Below are 16,649 nucleotides of genomic sequence, written 5' to 3' on the forward strand. Positions count from 1 at the left end.
CAAAGGTAACATGCCCTCTACACCTAAGTGGATTACAGCCGCTGAACCAGCGATAATTACGATGATACCAAGATGGGTCAGAGCAAAGCCGATTTTACGCGCACCTCGCCAGGGATAGCGATACAGAGCTGATACCGCTAGGTTGAGGGCTAGTAGGAACATTAAGGCTCCAAACCACGGACTTTTGTAAATCTCCTGTTGCACGGTTGTTGACCCGATCTGAGATTCGTAAAACGTCGCCCCAATTAAGATAGCGACAATAATACTAAGTAAAGGGACAGCTAGTTTAATCGAGCCAATAAATTTCAAGGTATGCTCAAGCATATATAGCAGTTCTAAAATAGGTGAGGTACACAATAACTTTGGTATTTTAGGGAATAGGGAATGGGAAAACGGTAATAGGTAATATCAAAGTCGCAAGTGGTCAAAAATCCTGTGTACCACATTACTATGAAAACCACTATATCAAGTTTTTCATCTTAAAGGTGTACTCAATTCTTCTACTAATAGTCTACTAAATTAGACATTGCTAAACGGTTGCGTAAACGCGATCGCTAACATCATACTTCGATACTGGCCATATCACGGTCTGTCTATAATTTCTCATCTGTAAGGAATTGTGACTAACACCAGACCCAATCCAGATCACGTTTGAGGTTATCTATGCTGTTGTACACTAGTCCATCTAGCCAACTTACCACAACCAATCCTGAGGAAGTACTGAAGCGATATGCTAGGGGAGAACGGGATTTTCGGGGCATAAATCTGAGTGAGGAATTGTTGAGTTGGGTAGATCTTGAGGGGATAAATCTCAGTGGTGCTCAGCTTTATGTATCTATCTTAGAAGGGGTTAACCTTACCGAAGCGAACCTTACTAGAGCTAACCTCAGTTGGATAGACTTAACTGCAGCTACTTTAATCAAGGCAAATTTGACTGAAACTAACTTACACAAAGCCGATTTGCGTGGAGCGGATTTGAGTGGTGCTAACCTTCAGGGCTCAGATTTAAGTGGTGCTAACCTTATGGGTGCGGATTTGAGTGGTGCTAACCTTATGGGTGCGGACTTAACTAGTGCAGTAATGTCTCATAGTTTTGATATCGGTATCTTAAAGTTGGCAGCTTTCTAGACAGATCTTGTTTCTGGGTTGTTTTGTTGAAGGTTGTGTTGTTGAATGTTGAAGGTTGAAGGTTGTTTTGTTGAATGTTGAAGGTTGAAGGTTGTTTTGTTGTTCGCCTTTGGCGTCCGAAGTAGGGTAGGTTGTTTGGTTTAAGGGTTAATAACCTGTAACTTTCTAACCTGTAACTTTCTAACCTGCAACTTTCTAACCTGCAACTTGTCACCTATGGTAATCCTGTTTTCAGGATAATAGCTCTTGCAGCACTTTAGTGATAATTGTTTCAGGGATTTTGCCAACTAGGATTTCTTTCTCTTGCTGATTAGTGTCTAGAAATGTGAATTGAGGCACACCAGTCACTCGGTATTTTTCAATCGGTTTAGCCCACTGGGGGTCATCTACATTTAGCATCACCCAATTGACACTTTCTCCATACTGCTGGTGTACTTTGTTTAGGATGGGAGCCATGGATTGACAAGTGTTACACCAGTCAGCGTAAAATTCTATTAAAGTGGGCTTATTATTGCTCAAAGCAACTTCATAAGGTAGGGATTGTTTTACCATTGTTTTGATTAGAGCTAACCCAGCCACGGTCGAAGTGCTAAGGCTAGATACATCAGAACGAGTTAGGAAAAATGTTCCAGCTGCGAATACAACAGTGATTATTCCTACAACAATGCTGAGTTTTGCCCTGAGTTTTCCTTTCTCACTATTCATTATAGTATTTCTCAATTGGGTTTTGACGCGGTGGTGCGTTACGGGACGGATTGTCCCAACACTTGCTATGGCTTGTGTCTTGGCGAGCCCGTCCCTAACACACCCTACGCCACTGTTGCCTGCTCCCTATTCCCTATTCCCTATTCCCTATTCCCTATTCCCTATTCCCTATTCCCTATTCCCTATTCCCTGTTCCCTATTCATTGATAGTAATAGGCCAGAAATATGTGAAATCCTAGCATCACAAAGAAGACACTGACTAGGAAGATATGGGTAGATAGCCAGATAGAGCGTAGATTACGAATTAAGGGGCCTTTAGATATACCCGGTAGCATCCTACCAATGCCATCCTTTGCTGGCACCCAACCAAAATATTTTCTAGGAGATTCCAGCACCCCGGTTTCCGCCACAACACCGACTAGAGCCGATAGGGTTACACCAAAAAATAGCCACAGGAATATAGAATTAAAATTCTTCCCTGTCGCCCCAATGGTATGAATTAATGTTGTCCCTAAAAGGGCGACTCCCAAAAAGATATGTAAACTCCGCCACAGCTGTATGGAACCAGGAATAGTAAACTTAATCATCCAGCCACTACTACGCTTTCTAGCCGTTAGTACTATCTCAAACAATACAAAGGCTAGGGATAGATAGCCGGTAATTTGCTTATAAAGTTCCCCTTGTAAAAGCTGATACCATTTAAAGTAATTCTCCCGCAGCATCGGTATATAAAGGGGACTGAGGGCAAAGGGAGTCAGAATTACCACACAGATGAAGGTGAGGATGATTAAGGTAGAAAATTTGGGCTTCATAACATAGTGGCTTTTCGGTTAAACCTATTTTGTAAGCATTCAGCAGTCAGCAGTCAGCAGTCAGCAGTCAGTAGTCAGCAGTCAGCAGTCAGCAGTCAGCAGTCAGCAGTCAGTAGTCAGCAGTCAGCAGTCAGCAGTCAGCAGTCAGCAGTCAGCAGTCAGCAGTCAGCAGTCAGCAGTCAGTATTTGGGTGATAGCTGATAGCACCTCAAGTAGCGTGCGCGTAGCGCTAATCGCTGATAGCTGATAGCTGATAGCTAATAGCTGATAGCTGATAGCTGATAGCTGATAGCTGATAGCTGATAGCTCACACATTTACCCTAAAAATTAGGTGCCTTTTAGAGGCAGATTAATGATGATGCCACCCATGACTTCGCCCATCTCAAAGACTTTGTCGGGATAGCGCTCTTTGTGTACAGGATGGGTGTTGTGGCAAGTGATACAGGCTTCAGCGACAGCTTTATCAGGGTAGACGGCAGAATAATAGGTTGTACCGGCAATTTCTTGATAGTCTTTGTAAGGCTCACCAGTTTCAACCACTTCTGCCATCGCTTTCTTTTCAAATTCAGATTTTGGCGCTTGGTTATCGTTGATATTCCAAGGGGAAATTAAGCCGTAGGTAAACTCTCCTTTGTCAGCAGCAATCTCTGCTCCTAGACGGAACATCTGAGCTGGTAGCGGAATACCACCAGTTTGTTGCCAACCTTCAGTGGCTTCCGCATCAACTACTCCCTTTGGCTTGTCTTTACCTTCTAATTTCGTCAAGCGGTTAATGACGTGCTTGGTGTAAGCGGTGCGGTCTGCTAACAGCACGGTATGGATATAATCCACAACTAGTTCTGGAGCAACACCTCCAGCTTGCTGACTGGAACCGCCGCCACAAGCTACAACAGTGACGCAAATCGCTAAACCTAAGGCAATTAATCCCACAGCTTTGGTTTTCATGCGATGTAGCAATGTCTTGATTGCCATGATTTCGTATCTCCTCTCGTTGTATTTAATTGGTATGACGTGGCTATGACGTAGCTATGACTAGGGCTAGGAATGATTAGCGTTAGCTAGTAGCGTTAATTAGTAGCTTTTACTACTAGTAGCGTTAATTAGTAGCGTTAATTAGTAGCTTTAGTTAGTAGCTTTAACTACTAGTAGCGTTAATTAGTAGCGTTAATTAGTAGCTTTTACTACTCTTCAGCCTGACTCGACCGTTTCTTCTCAAATGCACGAACTAGATCAAAGGTTTCTAGCTTCAGGGTAGGAGGTTGAGAAAAGTTTTCCTCCACTAGCTCATCGTCGAAGATGCTGTTATAGCTATACTCGACGCTGTGACAGTTCATACAAACTTCCTTAACCATGCGATCGCGTGGTTTAAGAGTAAACGTATTGTTGTGATTAACGACAATTGTGTTTTCTGTATTTTCCAGCTGCTGACGAGGTAGATGACAGGTAGCACAGGTCACCGATTCACCATTAGGTCTGGGTAAGGTGCCTTGGTCAGCAAATAGTTGGGCATGCTTTGAGTTTTGATAGTTGAGGGAGTGGCTGTCATTATGACAGGTCAAGCAGGAATCTACAGAGGCTTGCCAGGTATCTACAGAATGGACATTGTGACAGCTGTTGCAGTTCATTTGCTTGTCCATCGCTGACTCTTTCATCGGCAAATGAGCCATTGCTGGTGTCAAGGGAGATAGTCCTTCTGAGATCCGAATGCCATGCTTACCATACAGAAACGTTTCAACCGCTACCTCATGGCAACTTTGACAACTTTCCTGGGTTGGTTTAACCACTAATTCTTTAGTGTCAGAGTCTTGGTGACAGCTAGAGCAGTTAACGTCTGCTAAGGCATGAGCACTGCCTTGCCACAACTGATTAATCTCAACTAATTCCGCTTGGGAAAGCGATGCAGCGGCGTCTTTGGGCACACCCCCATTGGCTACATCAATAACGTTGTTTGCGTTACCTCGGATAGCGCTGACCAATACCAAGCCAATTAGGACGAGTACAATGGCAATCAGTTTTTTCATGACTCGCTCCCCAGGAATTCTTCACCTAAATCGGGAGTAGGCGCTTCTTCTAATTCCCCAGTAACTGTCCGCTCCAACAGTACAGGTTCTGGCAACATCGGCAACTGATCGATATTCTGACGCAGGAATCCTGTAGAGATGGAGCGGTGGTCGTGGAAGTTATGACAGCCTGCGGTCCAGCAACCATCCCGAGTAAATCCTGTATGACTGGCTAAGTCACCGGTGATGATGCCTTCATGGCAAGCCATACATAGGTCTGGCTTGAGGTGAACTCCTCGCCCAAACATATGGACGTGTTCGTTATGACAAGCAGTACAGGTCAGTACATCTATCTTGGTTAAAAGTTCAGCCCAACGGGGGTCACGGAACTTTTTAGCTCCGTGAGCATCTGCTGCCATTTCCGCTTCGTGACAGCGCATACAGGTTTCGTTGGTGACCGGTTTAAACCCCTCATGACAGGAGTTACAGGAGACCTCAAACAAAACATGCCCCTCCGAGGTAGTGCCAGGAAGGAACACACTGCGATGATCTAACGCGAAGGCAGCGGTTAACCACGTTAGTAGGATCACCATCACACCGATGATGACTACCTTGGATTGGAGAATAGTGGGCTTAAAAAACTTACCCAGATTGCTTGCCATTTATTTTTAACTATTTACAACCCCATGGCTTACAAGAGCATGGCCAGGATCAGGGTAACAATTGCACCAGCTCCAAACACTCCACCGAATAATGGCCAGTTAATGTTGGTTTCCGGCACCTCATACTGTTGGGGGCTGGCTGTTGTCGCCTCTGGTTTTGGGGAATCTAACTCCACTTCTTCAGAGGAATAATCCGCACCATCCAACATGATGGTGGTAATGGCTCCGTAGGCGTCTACCCAGGCTTGCTTGACCTCTGGTGTCCAATCCGCACCCAAGTATTGCTCAAAGGTTTTTAGGAGGCTATTGCCCACTAATGGATAATGTTCTGGAAGCGCTCCATACTTAACATGTCTCGCTCCTAGTCCTTTGAGGGCTGCACCGAGGGTATCTGGTTTGCGTAGATTTTCTACTACCAGTACCAAGGAAGCCAGCAGTTTTTTCTGTTGCGCCACCATATCTGTGGTATCGAACAGAGGCTGGGCGGCTGGATAATCGGTGAATAGATTTTCGTAGAAGCTGGCTACAAATTCTGTAGCGCGAGGCTTAACCTGATCAAAGCTTTGTTCTAATAGTTCAACTTGTAAAGACATTGTTCTATATTACTCCGTGTGATTTACATGTTATTTACATGGGATTTAACTGTTAGTTTGGCACCCAGCACCCGATAATTACTTAAGCCCACTTCTGGGTTGGGGTTATTGAGGTTGAGAGCTTGACATCCGCTAAAGGTAGATGCCCAGTGGAGATCACCTCCCACCAGGCAGGATTGTAAAGATGTCTAACTGTGTAAGGTTCCCACTGACTAACTGACTAAGTCGATGTGATTAGATCAATAGTCCATATCGAGATCTAACGATAGGTTTCACAATTGGGAAACATCGTAGCTTTGGTTACAAATAATTTATAAAAATGAATAGTATGCATTAAACTATTGCATGTAATACATTTTCGATTTGATAATTAGGCTTTGGTTGGAGAACGCTTAAATTAGAGTCCGATATTCGGGTCGGAAAATCAGCTGTTCGTCGGATCAGTCTCCTCTGTGATCGAGATAGTAGTCAAATGCACTTAATTTGGTTGGTGCAGTTAATTTTTTATTGCCGTGAGGCAACGATTAAACAATGCTGAACATTTTAAAACAAGCCAGTCTTGCTGGACAGCAGGAAAATTTTTCATTACTAACTCACCATCTTCAGCAGTTGTCCTTAGGGAAAAATGGTCAGACACAGCAGCGGTTAAATGATGAAGAGTTTCAGCTAGCCTTGAGTCTGGGATTACAGGTGCTCAAGAGTGGGGATTTTCAAGAAAAATGGGATTTAGTAAAGGTGCTACCAAAACTGGGGAAAGCTGTTATTGCTCCTGTAATCAGCATCTTAGAAGATGAAGCACTAGATTTGGAAGTCCGTTGGTTTGCTGGTCGAATCTTAGGTCAGTTTGATGACCCGGCAGTTGTGATGGTGCTAGTCAAATTGCTGAAGGATGGTGAGGATGAAGAGTTAGCCTATATGGCTTCTGAAGCACTGGCAAACATTGGGACTTCAGCAGTGGCGGCTTTAAGCTGTTTCCCAGAATCCCCAGAGGCCAGATTATTGGCAGTGCAAGCCCTGGCTCATATTCACCGTCCGGAAGTGATTGAGCCATTGCTGAGTGTGGTTAATGACCCCAGCTGGGAAATACGGGCTACTGCTATTGAAACCCTCAGTAATTTTCGCTCACCTTCAATTACTCCAGTGCTGCTGAACGCCTTAACGGATAATGTGGCAGCGGTGAGGAAAGAAGCGGTGATTGGTCTAGGGTTACTACGTACTCTGTTGCCAGATTTAGATCTAGTCAAGCGGATTAAACCATTGCTTTATGACCTGAATTTGGAGGTTTGCCACCAAGCTGCGATCGCACTCGGGCGTTTAGCTACCTTGGACGCCCATCAAGCGTTAGTTAAGGCACTCCAGTCACCACCTACACCAATCACTTTACAAATCGAGATTGTCCGTGCTTTCAGTTGGGAGTTTACTACCAATTCCCTACAACAGTTGCAAGCAGTGCTGAGGTCGGCACCCACACCAGTCTGTCGGGAAATCATTAGCGTCCTGGGGATGGTAGAGTCAGACTATTTGAAACCCAAAGCAGCTGAGATTTTGATCGACTTTTGTCAATCAGGGCAAGTGGCTACGGAAAATCAGCAAATCAAACAAACCCTAGCTATGTCCCTAGGACAATTAGCTCAATGTGAATCAATACCATTACTGAAAGACTTGGTGGCAGACTCAGATCACTCCGTGAGCTTGCATGCGATCGCAGCCCTCAAAAAATTCCCATTGTAAATTTTGATTGTAAATTCCCAGTAAATTCCCATTAGTCTAGGTGCGTCAAGCCTTCAGGGCCTACCGTTGCTAACGCTTGCATTTTTTTGTGCTATACTCTATACTTGTGGTTTAATTCAGAAGTGGGCTACCCCTTAACTCAAATCCCTAAGGCGGATTTTGATTGAGGAAAGCCGATCTGAGCCATCCATAGAGAAAACAGAAAAATCAATAAAAAGCAAAGATATTGCGGAGCAAGCGTGGTTTATTAGCCAATTCTGGGCGTTTGCTTCATGATTTTGCCACAAAAATTTGCTAGCATCAAGTACACTCGCGAACCCTAGGGGACGATTTGGCAGAAGGCCGTTGAGTAGTCCAGCCTCAATTGTTCCTAGACTTGCTCTGTGGATGGAGAAATACGAGTGAATATAAACGAAGATCCCGTATTCAAAGCACTTCTGAGTTCACTGAACACAAATCCAGGCTTTGACTTTACCAAGCACGAGATTCCAGCTCAAAAGTGCCTCAAACTTGAATCACTAGATACTAAGCAATCCTCTCTACAGCCGGAGCTGCTCTATGCTGCTCTAGAGGAACTCTCTACGGGTCTTGAGGAACTCAGCGAGAAGTATGAGGCTTTGCAAGCGGCTTACGCTGTGTTACAAGCACAGCAAAAACACTACCATAATTTGTTTGAATTGGCTCCTGAGGGTTACCTGGTAACCAATGCTCAAGGAATTATCCAAGAAGCAAACTATGCAGCGGCTAGTCTACTCAACGTACAGCAGTATTATCTGGTCGGTAAACCGCTGATGAGCTTTATCAGTGAAGCTGAGTCTAATCGGTTCCACCACCAACTCCACCAGCTCCAGGAATTGCAAAAGCTCAAGGACTGGCAAGTGGTGTTGTGTCCACGGCAAGGTAAACCTGTAGCGGTTGATATGTCTGTATCTGTCTGTTGTGACCCTCAAGGCAATGTTGTTAGTATCCACTGGCTGATACTCCATGTCACTGGGTTCTAGAACTGCTAAAAGAACTTGAAGTTAAAAACATCAGGGCTCTACAATGCAGTTTTAGCATTACCGTTTCTCTGGAATTGAGCAAACCCCTGAATAAGATCATCAATTAACTAGCACAGATGGCTGATTCTAGCTATTCCGATCTTTTTCGATAATCAATTAACGTCTCTGAGCCTCTATTAACCGATTAGTGTGGCGGGAATCGGGAATCGGGAATCGGGAATCGGGAATCGGGAATCGGGAATCGGGAATCGGGAATCGGGAATCGGGAATCGGTAAAAAATACTGTTTACCTGATAGGTATGAAAAATGCTGTAACTATCAGACCACAATTTGTTGTATACCGACAAATTCTGTTTCAAAGGTTAACTTTTCATCTTCTAGCAGCATTTCAATTACTTCTCGCAAATTTTCCTTTAATTCGTCTAAGGTTTCTCCCTGAGAATGTGCGCCTTTAAATCCTGGAATATAACCAACGTAGAGATTGGTATCCAAATCTCGCTCAACAATTGCAGTAAATGTTTTCATGAAATTATATTTTTTAATTTAATAAGATGTTAACAGTTAGATTTTGATTAAGAGGATATCTGAAAAGTTTTTTGATATTGAATTTTGCCCCCCTAGCCCCCCAATTCTGGGGGGAACAAGAATCATTTTGCTGGTAAAAGTCCCCCGCCCCCCTAGCCCCCCAATTCTGGGGGGAACAAGAATCAATTTGCTGGTAAAAGTCCCCCGCCCCCCTAACCCCCCAATTCTGGGGGGAATTAGCGGATGCTTCGCTTTTTTACAGATGGGGATTTAGAGTAGTTAAAAAAACTAGAGCTAAATTTCCTTCCAAGAAACCAATACATAAAGGAATTGGAGCCAAAAGTGAAACACGAACATTCTATGTAATCAATACTGCTTAGAGCTTAACCGAACCGTATTGGAATCCCCCCTTCCCCCCTTAGTAAGGGGGGAAGGGAACAGGTAATCACCAATTTGAATGCACATCAGCTTACAGGACTTACGCAAAACTAGGCTAAAAATACGATATAGCATTTATTGATTTGGTGAGGTATACAGGATTTTACCCCTATTCCCTATTCCCTATTCCCTATTCCCTATTCCCTATTCCCTGTTCCCTATTCCCTGTTCCCTAAAACCCAGGACTCTGTACATCGCCCAATTGAAAACTGCTATAGTTTTCAATTTTAAATTTTCAATTTTAAAAGAAAAATGAACCAGACTTCAAATCACGTTATTAGTCTACCTCCGGGATTAATTTATCAGCAACTTACCAAAGAAAATCTTATAGATTTTTCCCAAACTAATCAGGGAATCACCATCACCAGCTGTTTGATAGCTTTGGGTTTGCTAGCTATAATCCCGGATGGCAAGAAAGGTCAATTAGCTACAGGCTATTGGGGAGGTAAAAAGGAGAAAAAAGCTGCTCGTAAAAAAGCTCAGGCACAGATGGCTAATGTTTCCAGAAACTCCGTTGCTCTCTACGTCGGCACTCCCGAAGACATTCAGAAGCGTCAGGAGCAAGAATGGATCAAGCAGGGAAAATTGAAAAAGCAACGGAAACCTGAAGCTTTCAATTGGTTTAAGCCTGCTGCCGAGTCCTTATATCTTCCCGATGCCCAACGCGGTATTTCCGCCATTGGAGCCAGTGGTTCAGGGAAATCATTTTCAGTCTGTGACCCTCTAATTCGTTCATCCCTTGACCAAGGATTTCCCACAATTATATATGACTTCAAATATCCAGCGCAAGCAAAACGAGCCGTGGGTTATGCTTTAAAAAGAGGCTATAACGTACATATTTTTGCCCCTGGTTTTCCTGAGTCAGATGTCTGTAATCCCTTGGATTTACTAAAAGATGAAGAAGATGCGATCGCAGCCGGTCAAATAGCCCAAGTCATTAACCGAAATACAGATTTAACTGGCGGAAAAGCCAGTGGCGATAAATTCTTTGAAGATGCCGGGGATAGTTTAGTCGAAGGAATCTTTTTGTTAACAAAGGCAGTTGGCACCTTAGTAGAAAATCAGCGATATTGTGATATAATGACAGCTCAGGCAATTTTAAGTTTGCCTGACCTAGTCAGCCGATTGGAATTTGCTTCCCAGGAGAAATTAAATGTTTGGACGACTCGACCTTTATCCCAAATCATTAGTATCAAAGAAAGTGAAAAAACCGTAGCCGGGATTATCGGAATTGCTCAGAGAACCTTCCAAAAATTCTTGAAAAAAGACTTTATGGGAGCATTTTGTGGAAAAACAACCTTACCTTTAGATTTAGAAGGAAAACAACTCATCGTCTTTGGGTTAGATCGAAATAACCGGGATATTGTCGGACCACTATTGGCAACAATCCTCCATATGGTTATTAACCGGAACGTATCCCGAATTAAACCTCGAACAGACCCTCTAGTTGTTTCCCTAGATGAGCTACCAAGTTTGTACTTACCCCAGCTGGTAAACTGGTTAAATGAAAACCGAGAAGATGGGTTTTGTGGTATTCTAGGTTATCAAAACTTAGGACAATTAGAAAATAGGTATGGCAAAGAGCTGACCAGAGCTATTCTAGGAGGTACAGCTACAAAGTTCATCTTTAATCCCCAAGATCCAGACTCCGCTAAAACCTTCTCTGACCTATTAGGAGAGTTTCAAATTCATTTCAAATCCAAATCCAAGAGTAGTGGCACAGGGGGCAGTTCTCACTCTAAATCCGATCAAAAAAACAAGCGACCACTTTTAGAGCCCGCTCAGTTTATTAAATTACCTACTGGTAAAGCAGTGATCATCAATCCCGCTTATCAAAGAGCCAAAGAAAGCTATGTGCCTTTGTTAGAACAAATTCAAATTCCTGAATCTGATCTTAAAGAGCAGGAGTGGTCAGAAAATTTATGGGAGAGTATTCGAGACCATTTAATTAAAGTCAAGAGAGTATCTCACCGAGTTTCTAATCAGCAAAGGGTGCGTCAACTTAAGGAGAGAATGGCATTAGTAGAGCAATTATTTCCATTGCCAACAGATGGCCCTAGACAAGCACCAGCATCATTTTCTCCTACCCCAGCACTAATACCAAACTCTGGATCTAGCTCATCCACGGCAACTTCTCATTGGCCTCCACGTCTATCTGATCAAGATGTCTCACCAGACCTTCTGGAAGGAAGTTTTTAATGAGTTACTTTGTTACAGGTTACAGGTTACAGGTTACAGGTTACAGGTTACAGGTTGCAGGTTGCAGGTTGAACGCGATCGCGTGGCCTTTTGGCCAAGGTTGCATGTTGAACGCGTAGCGTGGCCTTTTGGCCAAGGTTACAGGTTACAGGTTGCCATCTGATAACTTGAAAATTGTGTAATTGGAGCAAGCCATGTTTTCTAACTATAAAATAAATCCTGTAGAGGATTTAGATAGGGCAACAAATAACTTATCTGATCTACCCTCATTACCCATCGACTATTTTCCTAATGTGATTGAGATTTTTGATCAATATGGATTATTAGCTGGCGTAGTGGTGTCCAAAGGCATACCCTATGAAATGCCTAGGCACAACGATCAGGTCAGTGACTACAATGCTTGGTATTTCGATGGGCAGCTTTGCGTGTTTTATCGAGGAAAAAATATTTTGCTTGATCGCACTCAGAACTTGCAGCACCGAGCAGCAATTTTTGGAGCCTTAGGCTTGGGAGCATTAGGAGTTTAAAACCATGGCAAAAGTAACAATAGTCAGTGAGTCCTATGTATCCTCTTTACAAGGACAATACCAAGGTGTCATTTCCAAATGGTCAAGTGGACTGGCAGCCTTTAGGCAAAAGCAGCAGCAAAAGCAAGAACAAAATCGACAGGGTCAACAACTCAATGGTCAGGTATACAATAGTAATCAAGAGCCTGAAATCCAAATTACCGACGGTGATCAAGTAGTCTATGGTAAAGATGGAGATAGGTTGGTCAATGACTTAAACTCAGACATCATTGGTCAGTTGACTTTAGCCAAAGAGTCATCTGTAGGAGAGATGGTTGGGATCACCAATAAAAAAGTAGAATTGGATGGAATCGTTATTTTACAAACCAATGATGAAGGTGTTGTAAAGGTTAACGCTTTTGATGAACAACAGCTACAGGGGCAACAACAAAAGGTATATAGTCCAATTCAACCACAAAACCAACCTTTAAAACCCAAAGTCCAACCCGTAAAAGCTAATACTGAAACCAGAGGTGGATTATATTCAGTACGACGGTCAGTGCAGGCTTTAGAGGATACACCACTAAAGCAGTTTTTGCAGTCCCAGGTTAATGAGATGCGTATGCTTCGTAGTGCTCAAAAACAAAAACAAGAAGCTATGCAATCGGAGTTTCTATCTGAATTAATTGAAGCCCGAATGCTTCAATCAAAGCAGCCTAGTTGGTGGGAAAAGGTCGTTTCACCGATTTCAGAAAAAGTAGAAAAATTCAAAAATGCTGTGTCTAATTACCATGAAACATCCCGTCAAAAAGAAGCTGCTGCTACCTTAGTCCGCTTAATCAATTCCCAAGCATCACCAGGACAAGATACCTATGAATCAGCAGAGTATACGATTCATCGCGAGGATAATTCCTATGCAATGAGGGACAAAAAAGGTAAGGAATTTATCAAGTTTCGCGCTGGTGCTCTAGGGGTCACTGTACAGGGAGAAACCAAACTTAGTGAACAGCAATATCAAGAAATTTCACAGGTAAAAAAGCAATTAGATTGGGGACAGAAACCTGAGGGAAAATTTCGGCAATTAGGAGCTTCTGAGGCTGACTACTTTAGCCGTGTCAAGGCAGTTGCAGATACATTGGTCGAGTATGCCCAATCACAAGGAAATACTGTCCAGGTTGAAGGTAAACTCAACTACAACTGGAGAGCAACTCCCAATGGCGATATCACAATTGCCGCTAAGGACAGACGAGGAACCATCTTTTCACAACAGAAAGGACAATTCATGTCCCAGATGACACAACGGGATTTATCCTACTTTGAGCAAGCCTTAAAACCCTTAATGAGCCAAGCGCCACAACGCCTAGTTCAGCCCTCTCGATCATCAGTGCAGTCTCTAAAATCTCAAAGCCTAGGTGCTCCTAACCCCTTTGCTCACTCCAGTTTAACAGCACTGGCTTCAAGCAATGGACAGGCTTTTCAACCCCCAGCTAAAACACCTATATCGCAACCGATTAATCTCAAACAGAAATCAAAGGAGCTATCTTTGTAAGGCTTTTTGTTAACTGTTAACCCTCAACAATAAACCACCTGAACTATAGCATTTTTAATCTTAATGAGGTACACTAATTTTTTACCTCTTGCCCGCCCCCCTTCCGCGCGGCAGGGCTGTTTCAAACTTTAATAAGTTAACGATTATTGGAGATAGGGGGATAGGGGGATAGGGGGATAGGGAAATAAACTAAAATTTCCCGAAAAATCCGCCAATTTAGTCATTAAAATCTGACANGTTTTAAATGCTAGGGATTTTGTTCACGCTACTGTTCAGGCAAAAGTTTACCATTATTATCACGAACAAAAAACCCTTGTTGCCTTGGATGTGCGCCTCAAACAAAATGCTTGGCAGATCAGCAAAGTTATTGATTTTTCCAGCTGGCGAACTAGTTTGGAACCCCCAGACACAGCTTGGTGGTGGCATTTAGAAACAGAAGCGGAGCTTGCCCGCTGGCAATGGTGGGATTGGTTATGGCGAGGATTGAGCATTGCTGGCTGGACGGCGAATCTTGGCTTGTTAATCGACCTTCTGCCTCGTTTTCTGATAGCAGGCACTGGATTTGCGGGAGCAGTAGCAATTGCTTTTCCCAGTCTTTTGACCTTATTACAAGCGATAAGCGAACTAACGGAAACCGGACAAGAAGGATTTGATAAATTATTAATCCGACTGGGTATTCCCAAGCATTTTCATGGGGAAGCCCAGCTCGGGGCGACGGAGTTATTACTGCTAATCTTACTAGGTTTTCACTTTTATCTGCCCAATTTTTCTAATTTTTCTAATAGAAGAGGTTTTGAAAACTATAACAAGGGTCAACTCGCCAGTGCTGAAGCCCACTATCAGCAAGCCTTAGCCCTTAATCCTGATAATGTCAAAGCTCACTACAACTTAGCTGTAGTATACGAAGATTTACAACAGTTTGACAAAGCCAGAACTCAATACCAATTCGCCGTAAAAGGCGGTTTTGTTAAAGCTTATAACAACTTAGGTCGCTTGCATATTCTTAACAACAAACCCTCCTTAGCTATCCCCTTACTCTTCAAAGGTTTAGCCGGGGCTGGGCAAGCAAGCATCAAAGTTCGATACGACCTGATGAAAAACTTGGGTTGGGCTTTACTCAAGCAAGGGCGAGAGGAGCAAGCAGAACCAATTCTCCGGAGCGCGGTCTCTTTAGGCAGTAGTCCAGAAGGTATTGAAAAAATCAGCAATCGCGGTTCAGCCCACTGCTTATTAGCTCAGGTTTATCAAGGACAAAACCAGAAAACCAAAGCCCTTACCCAGTGGCAAAAATGTTGTCAATTGGGGTCAAGTGCTAATCCTGATGAGGATCTGTGGCTGGGCTTAGCTCATAAAAAATTAAAGGAGGACAATCAATCATGTGGTCAAAACAATCGAAAACCTTAATTGCCTTTGCACTGGGGCTAGGTGTGGCAGTTACTTTCATCAAACCTGCCCTGCCTCAAATACCAAGGTTTAACCTAATTATCGCCTTGGGTCCTCCAGGTGAAGTCAAATTCCAGAAGCCCGATTGGTCAAATTTTCAACCAGCTTCTATTGGTGATGTACTCAGGGGGGATTATCAGCTGTTAGTAGGCTCAAATGCTACCGTTGAAGTGCTGTGTTCCAACTGGACAACCTGGAAACCTGAACCGGGAAGAACTTCCACCGTTAATGAAGGCTGTCCTACCGCCGGAGATAGTAGAATAATTCACTCAGAGGATTATACCGCTCCTACTAGGGTAGCAAATAATCAAAACATTCCTTATCTATTAAGTCCGAGGAACACATCCTTACTCGACAACCGACCCACCCTACGCTGGCATCAGGTTGAAGGTGCAGAAAGTTATTCTGTTAGGATTCGTGGACAAGGATTAGATCTAGACTGGAAAACCCACAGTAGGGAGACAGAAATTCTTTATTCAGGGGAACAACCTCTAGCACCTGGTTATTATTGGTTAATTGTTGAGACTGACAAAGGTAAACGTTCTATAGAGGAAGGGGTATTTGGTTTTCGGGTACTTGATAAAAAGAAAGCTACCACCCTATTAAAAGAAGTAGAGGAACTCCAGCAAAAACAGTTAAGTGAAGAAGCAAAAACCTTAGCCATAGCCCATTTTTACCTCAGCGAAGATTTGAAATATAATGCCATTGATATACTCGAACAAAGCATCAAAGATGGTAATACTTTGGTAGCCACCTATCAACTGCTAGGGGATACCTACACAGAAGTGGGATTAAATCGACTGGCAAAGGAGCGTTACCTCAAAGGTTTAGAACTGGCTAAAGCAGCATCAGATTTAAACAGTCAAGCGGAAATACAAAAGAGTTTAGTAACTATCAGCTTAATTATTGACAGTAAAGAGGAAGCTTTACAGTGGTTGGAAAAAGCCCAAGTTAGTTATCGGGCTTTAGGAGATGAATCAGAAGTGCGTCAACTAGAACAGCAGAAAAGTGAAATTTTAGAGGCGGCTCTGGATGTGAATTAGGGGGTATCGGTATGGTTTCAACTAAATCAATCAAATAGCTTACAGGTCAAAATCCTCGGGATTTATCCCTTTTGCTTTTAATTGCTCCAACAATGCTTTCATACGAGTTCGTTCAAGCTCTAAAGCTTGCTGTGCTTGTTCTAAAGCTTCTTCCGCTTGTTCTGCTCGTTGACGTTGTTGTTCTTTCTGCTCACTAATTTCTAAATAGCTAGCAAAAGGCTCACCATTGGGATAATACAGCACCAATTGAGATGCTACTAACTCAAAGGTAATTCCTAAACGGGGACTCACCCAACCCAGCATCTGGGGGATGG

The 16,649-nt window shown here is 43.2% G+C and carries 18 protein-coding genes and 2 pseudogenes; 10 read left to right on the plus strand and 10 right to left on the minus strand.

The annotated features are described in order from the left end of the window. Positions 1-324 (minus strand): annotated as a pseudogene (locus F6K57_RS08535) (cytochrome C biogenesis protein); the annotation flags it as partial. A gap of 339 nt (positions 325-663) precedes the next feature. On the opposite strand from F6K57_RS08535, the gene F6K57_RS08540 reads away from it, so the two are divergent. Further along, a complete protein-coding gene (locus tag F6K57_RS08540; protein WP_293066535.1) occupies positions 664-1,128 on the plus strand; it encodes a pentapeptide repeat-containing protein in 465 nt (154 codons plus the stop codon). Positions 1,129-1,359: 231 nt separating this feature from the next. On the opposite strand, the gene F6K57_RS08545 is transcribed toward F6K57_RS08540, so the two are convergent. Continuing rightward, positions 1,360-1,833, minus strand: a complete 474-nt coding sequence (locus F6K57_RS08545; RefSeq protein ID WP_293066538.1) for a thioredoxin domain-containing protein — start codon at positions 1,831-1,833, stop codon at positions 1,360-1,362. Between the two features lie 15 nt (positions 1,834-1,848). Between F6K57_RS08545 and F6K57_RS08550 the strand changes: the two genes are divergently transcribed. Beyond that, complete coding sequence (locus F6K57_RS08550) at positions 1,849-2,040, plus strand: hypothetical protein (protein WP_293066541.1); 192 nt, start codon at positions 1,849-1,851, stop codon at positions 2,038-2,040. On the opposite strand, the gene F6K57_RS08555 is transcribed toward F6K57_RS08550, so the two are convergent. Next, entirely contained in the window at positions 2,034-2,645 is a 612-nt protein-coding gene (locus F6K57_RS08555; RefSeq protein WP_293066544.1) for a hypothetical protein, read from the minus strand. The genes F6K57_RS08550 and F6K57_RS08555 overlap by 7 nt on opposite strands. Before the next feature lie 6 nt (positions 2,646-2,651). Between F6K57_RS08555 and F6K57_RS08560 the strand changes: the two genes are divergently transcribed. Next, a complete protein-coding gene (locus F6K57_RS08560; protein WP_293066547.1) occupies positions 2,652-2,846 on the plus strand; it encodes a hypothetical protein in 195 nt (64 codons plus the stop codon). Between the two features lie 126 nt (positions 2,847-2,972). On the opposite strand, the gene F6K57_RS08565 is transcribed toward F6K57_RS08560, so the two are convergent. The 4 genes from F6K57_RS08565 to F6K57_RS08580 all read right to left on the minus strand — a co-directional run bounded on the left by F6K57_RS08565 (position 2,973) and on the right by F6K57_RS08580 (position 5,900). Then, positions 2,973-3,617, minus strand: coding sequence for a DUF3365 domain-containing protein (locus tag F6K57_RS08565; RefSeq protein WP_293066549.1), 645 nt, complete (start codon positions 3,615-3,617; stop codon positions 2,973-2,975). A 209-nt stretch (positions 3,618-3,826) separates the two neighbouring features. After that, the gene (locus F6K57_RS08570) at positions 3,827-4,666 is read right to left on the minus strand and encodes a cytochrome c3 family protein (RefSeq protein ID WP_075900243.1); all 840 of its coding nucleotides are present in this window, start codon (positions 4,664-4,666) and stop codon (positions 3,827-3,829) included. Then, positions 4,663-5,307: a cytochrome c3 family protein gene (locus F6K57_RS08575; protein WP_293019230.1), complete on the minus strand. Its 645-nt coding sequence runs from the start codon at positions 5,305-5,307 to the stop codon at positions 4,663-4,665. The genes F6K57_RS08570 and F6K57_RS08575 overlap by 4 nt, the downstream gene beginning before the upstream one ends. 29 nt (positions 5,308-5,336) lie before the next feature. Beyond that, positions 5,337-5,900: a globin family protein gene (locus F6K57_RS08580; protein WP_075900247.1), complete on the minus strand. Its 564-nt coding sequence runs from the start codon at positions 5,898-5,900 to the stop codon at positions 5,337-5,339. 531 nt (positions 5,901-6,431) lie between these two features. Here F6K57_RS08580 and F6K57_RS08585 point away from each other — a divergent pair. Next, positions 6,432-7,631 carry a HEAT repeat domain-containing protein gene (locus F6K57_RS08585; protein WP_293066554.1) on the plus strand — a complete coding sequence of 400 codons (1,200 nt, stop codon included), beginning with the start codon at positions 6,432-6,434 and terminating at the stop codon, positions 7,629-7,631. A 401-nt stretch (positions 7,632-8,032) separates the two neighbouring features. Then, a complete protein-coding gene (locus tag F6K57_RS08590; protein ID WP_293066557.1) occupies positions 8,033-8,632 on the plus strand; it encodes a PAS domain-containing protein in 600 nt (199 codons plus the stop codon). 176 nt (positions 8,633-8,808) lie between these two features. Here F6K57_RS08590 and F6K57_RS08595 read toward each other — a convergent pair whose 3' ends face one another. Then, on the minus strand, positions 8,809-8,961 hold the full coding sequence (locus F6K57_RS08595) for a hypothetical protein (RefSeq protein ID WP_293066560.1): 153 nt from the start codon (positions 8,959-8,961) through the stop codon (positions 8,809-8,811). Next, on the minus strand, positions 8,951-9,157 hold the full coding sequence (locus tag F6K57_RS08600) for a type II toxin-antitoxin system HicB family antitoxin (protein ID WP_293019222.1): 207 nt from the start codon (positions 9,155-9,157) through the stop codon (positions 8,951-8,953). Before F6K57_RS08600 ends, F6K57_RS08595 begins: the two co-directional genes overlap by 11 nt. Positions 9,158-9,847: 690 nt before the next feature. Here F6K57_RS08600 and F6K57_RS08605 point away from each other — a divergent pair. The 5 genes from F6K57_RS08605 (at position 9,848) to F6K57_RS08625 (ending at position 16,335) form a co-directional block, all read left to right on the plus strand. After that, entirely contained in the window at positions 9,848-11,794 is a 1,947-nt protein-coding gene (locus F6K57_RS08605; protein WP_293066565.1) for a type IV secretory system conjugative DNA transfer family protein, read from the plus strand. Between the two features lie 194 nt (positions 11,795-11,988). Next, complete coding sequence (locus F6K57_RS08610; protein ID WP_009149093.1) at positions 11,989-12,321, plus strand: hypothetical protein; 333 nt, start codon at positions 11,989-11,991, stop codon at positions 12,319-12,321. A gap of 4 nt (positions 12,322-12,325) precedes the next feature. Continuing rightward, on the plus strand, positions 12,326-13,849 hold the full coding sequence (locus F6K57_RS08615; protein WP_293066569.1) for a hypothetical protein: 1,524 nt from the start codon (positions 12,326-12,328) through the stop codon (positions 13,847-13,849). 327 nt (positions 13,850-14,176) lie between these two features. Continuing rightward, positions 14,177-15,253, plus strand: coding sequence for a tetratricopeptide repeat protein (locus F6K57_RS08620; RefSeq protein ID WP_293066666.1), 1,077 nt, complete (start codon positions 14,177-14,179; stop codon positions 15,251-15,253). Next, positions 15,226-16,335: a hypothetical protein gene (locus tag F6K57_RS08625; protein WP_293066572.1), complete on the plus strand. Its 1,110-nt coding sequence runs from the start codon at positions 15,226-15,228 to the stop codon at positions 16,333-16,335. The genes F6K57_RS08620 and F6K57_RS08625 overlap by 28 nt, the downstream gene beginning before the upstream one ends. A gap of 39 nt (positions 16,336-16,374) precedes the next feature. Here the strand turns inward: F6K57_RS08625 and F6K57_RS08630 are convergent. After that, a pseudogene (locus tag F6K57_RS08630) lies at positions 16,375-16,649 on the minus strand (Uma2 family endonuclease); the annotation flags it as partial.

Source organism: Moorena sp. SIO4A5 (assembly GCF_010672005.1).
Classification (GTDB): domain Bacteria; phylum Cyanobacteriota; class Cyanobacteriia; order Cyanobacteriales; family Coleofasciculaceae; genus Moorena.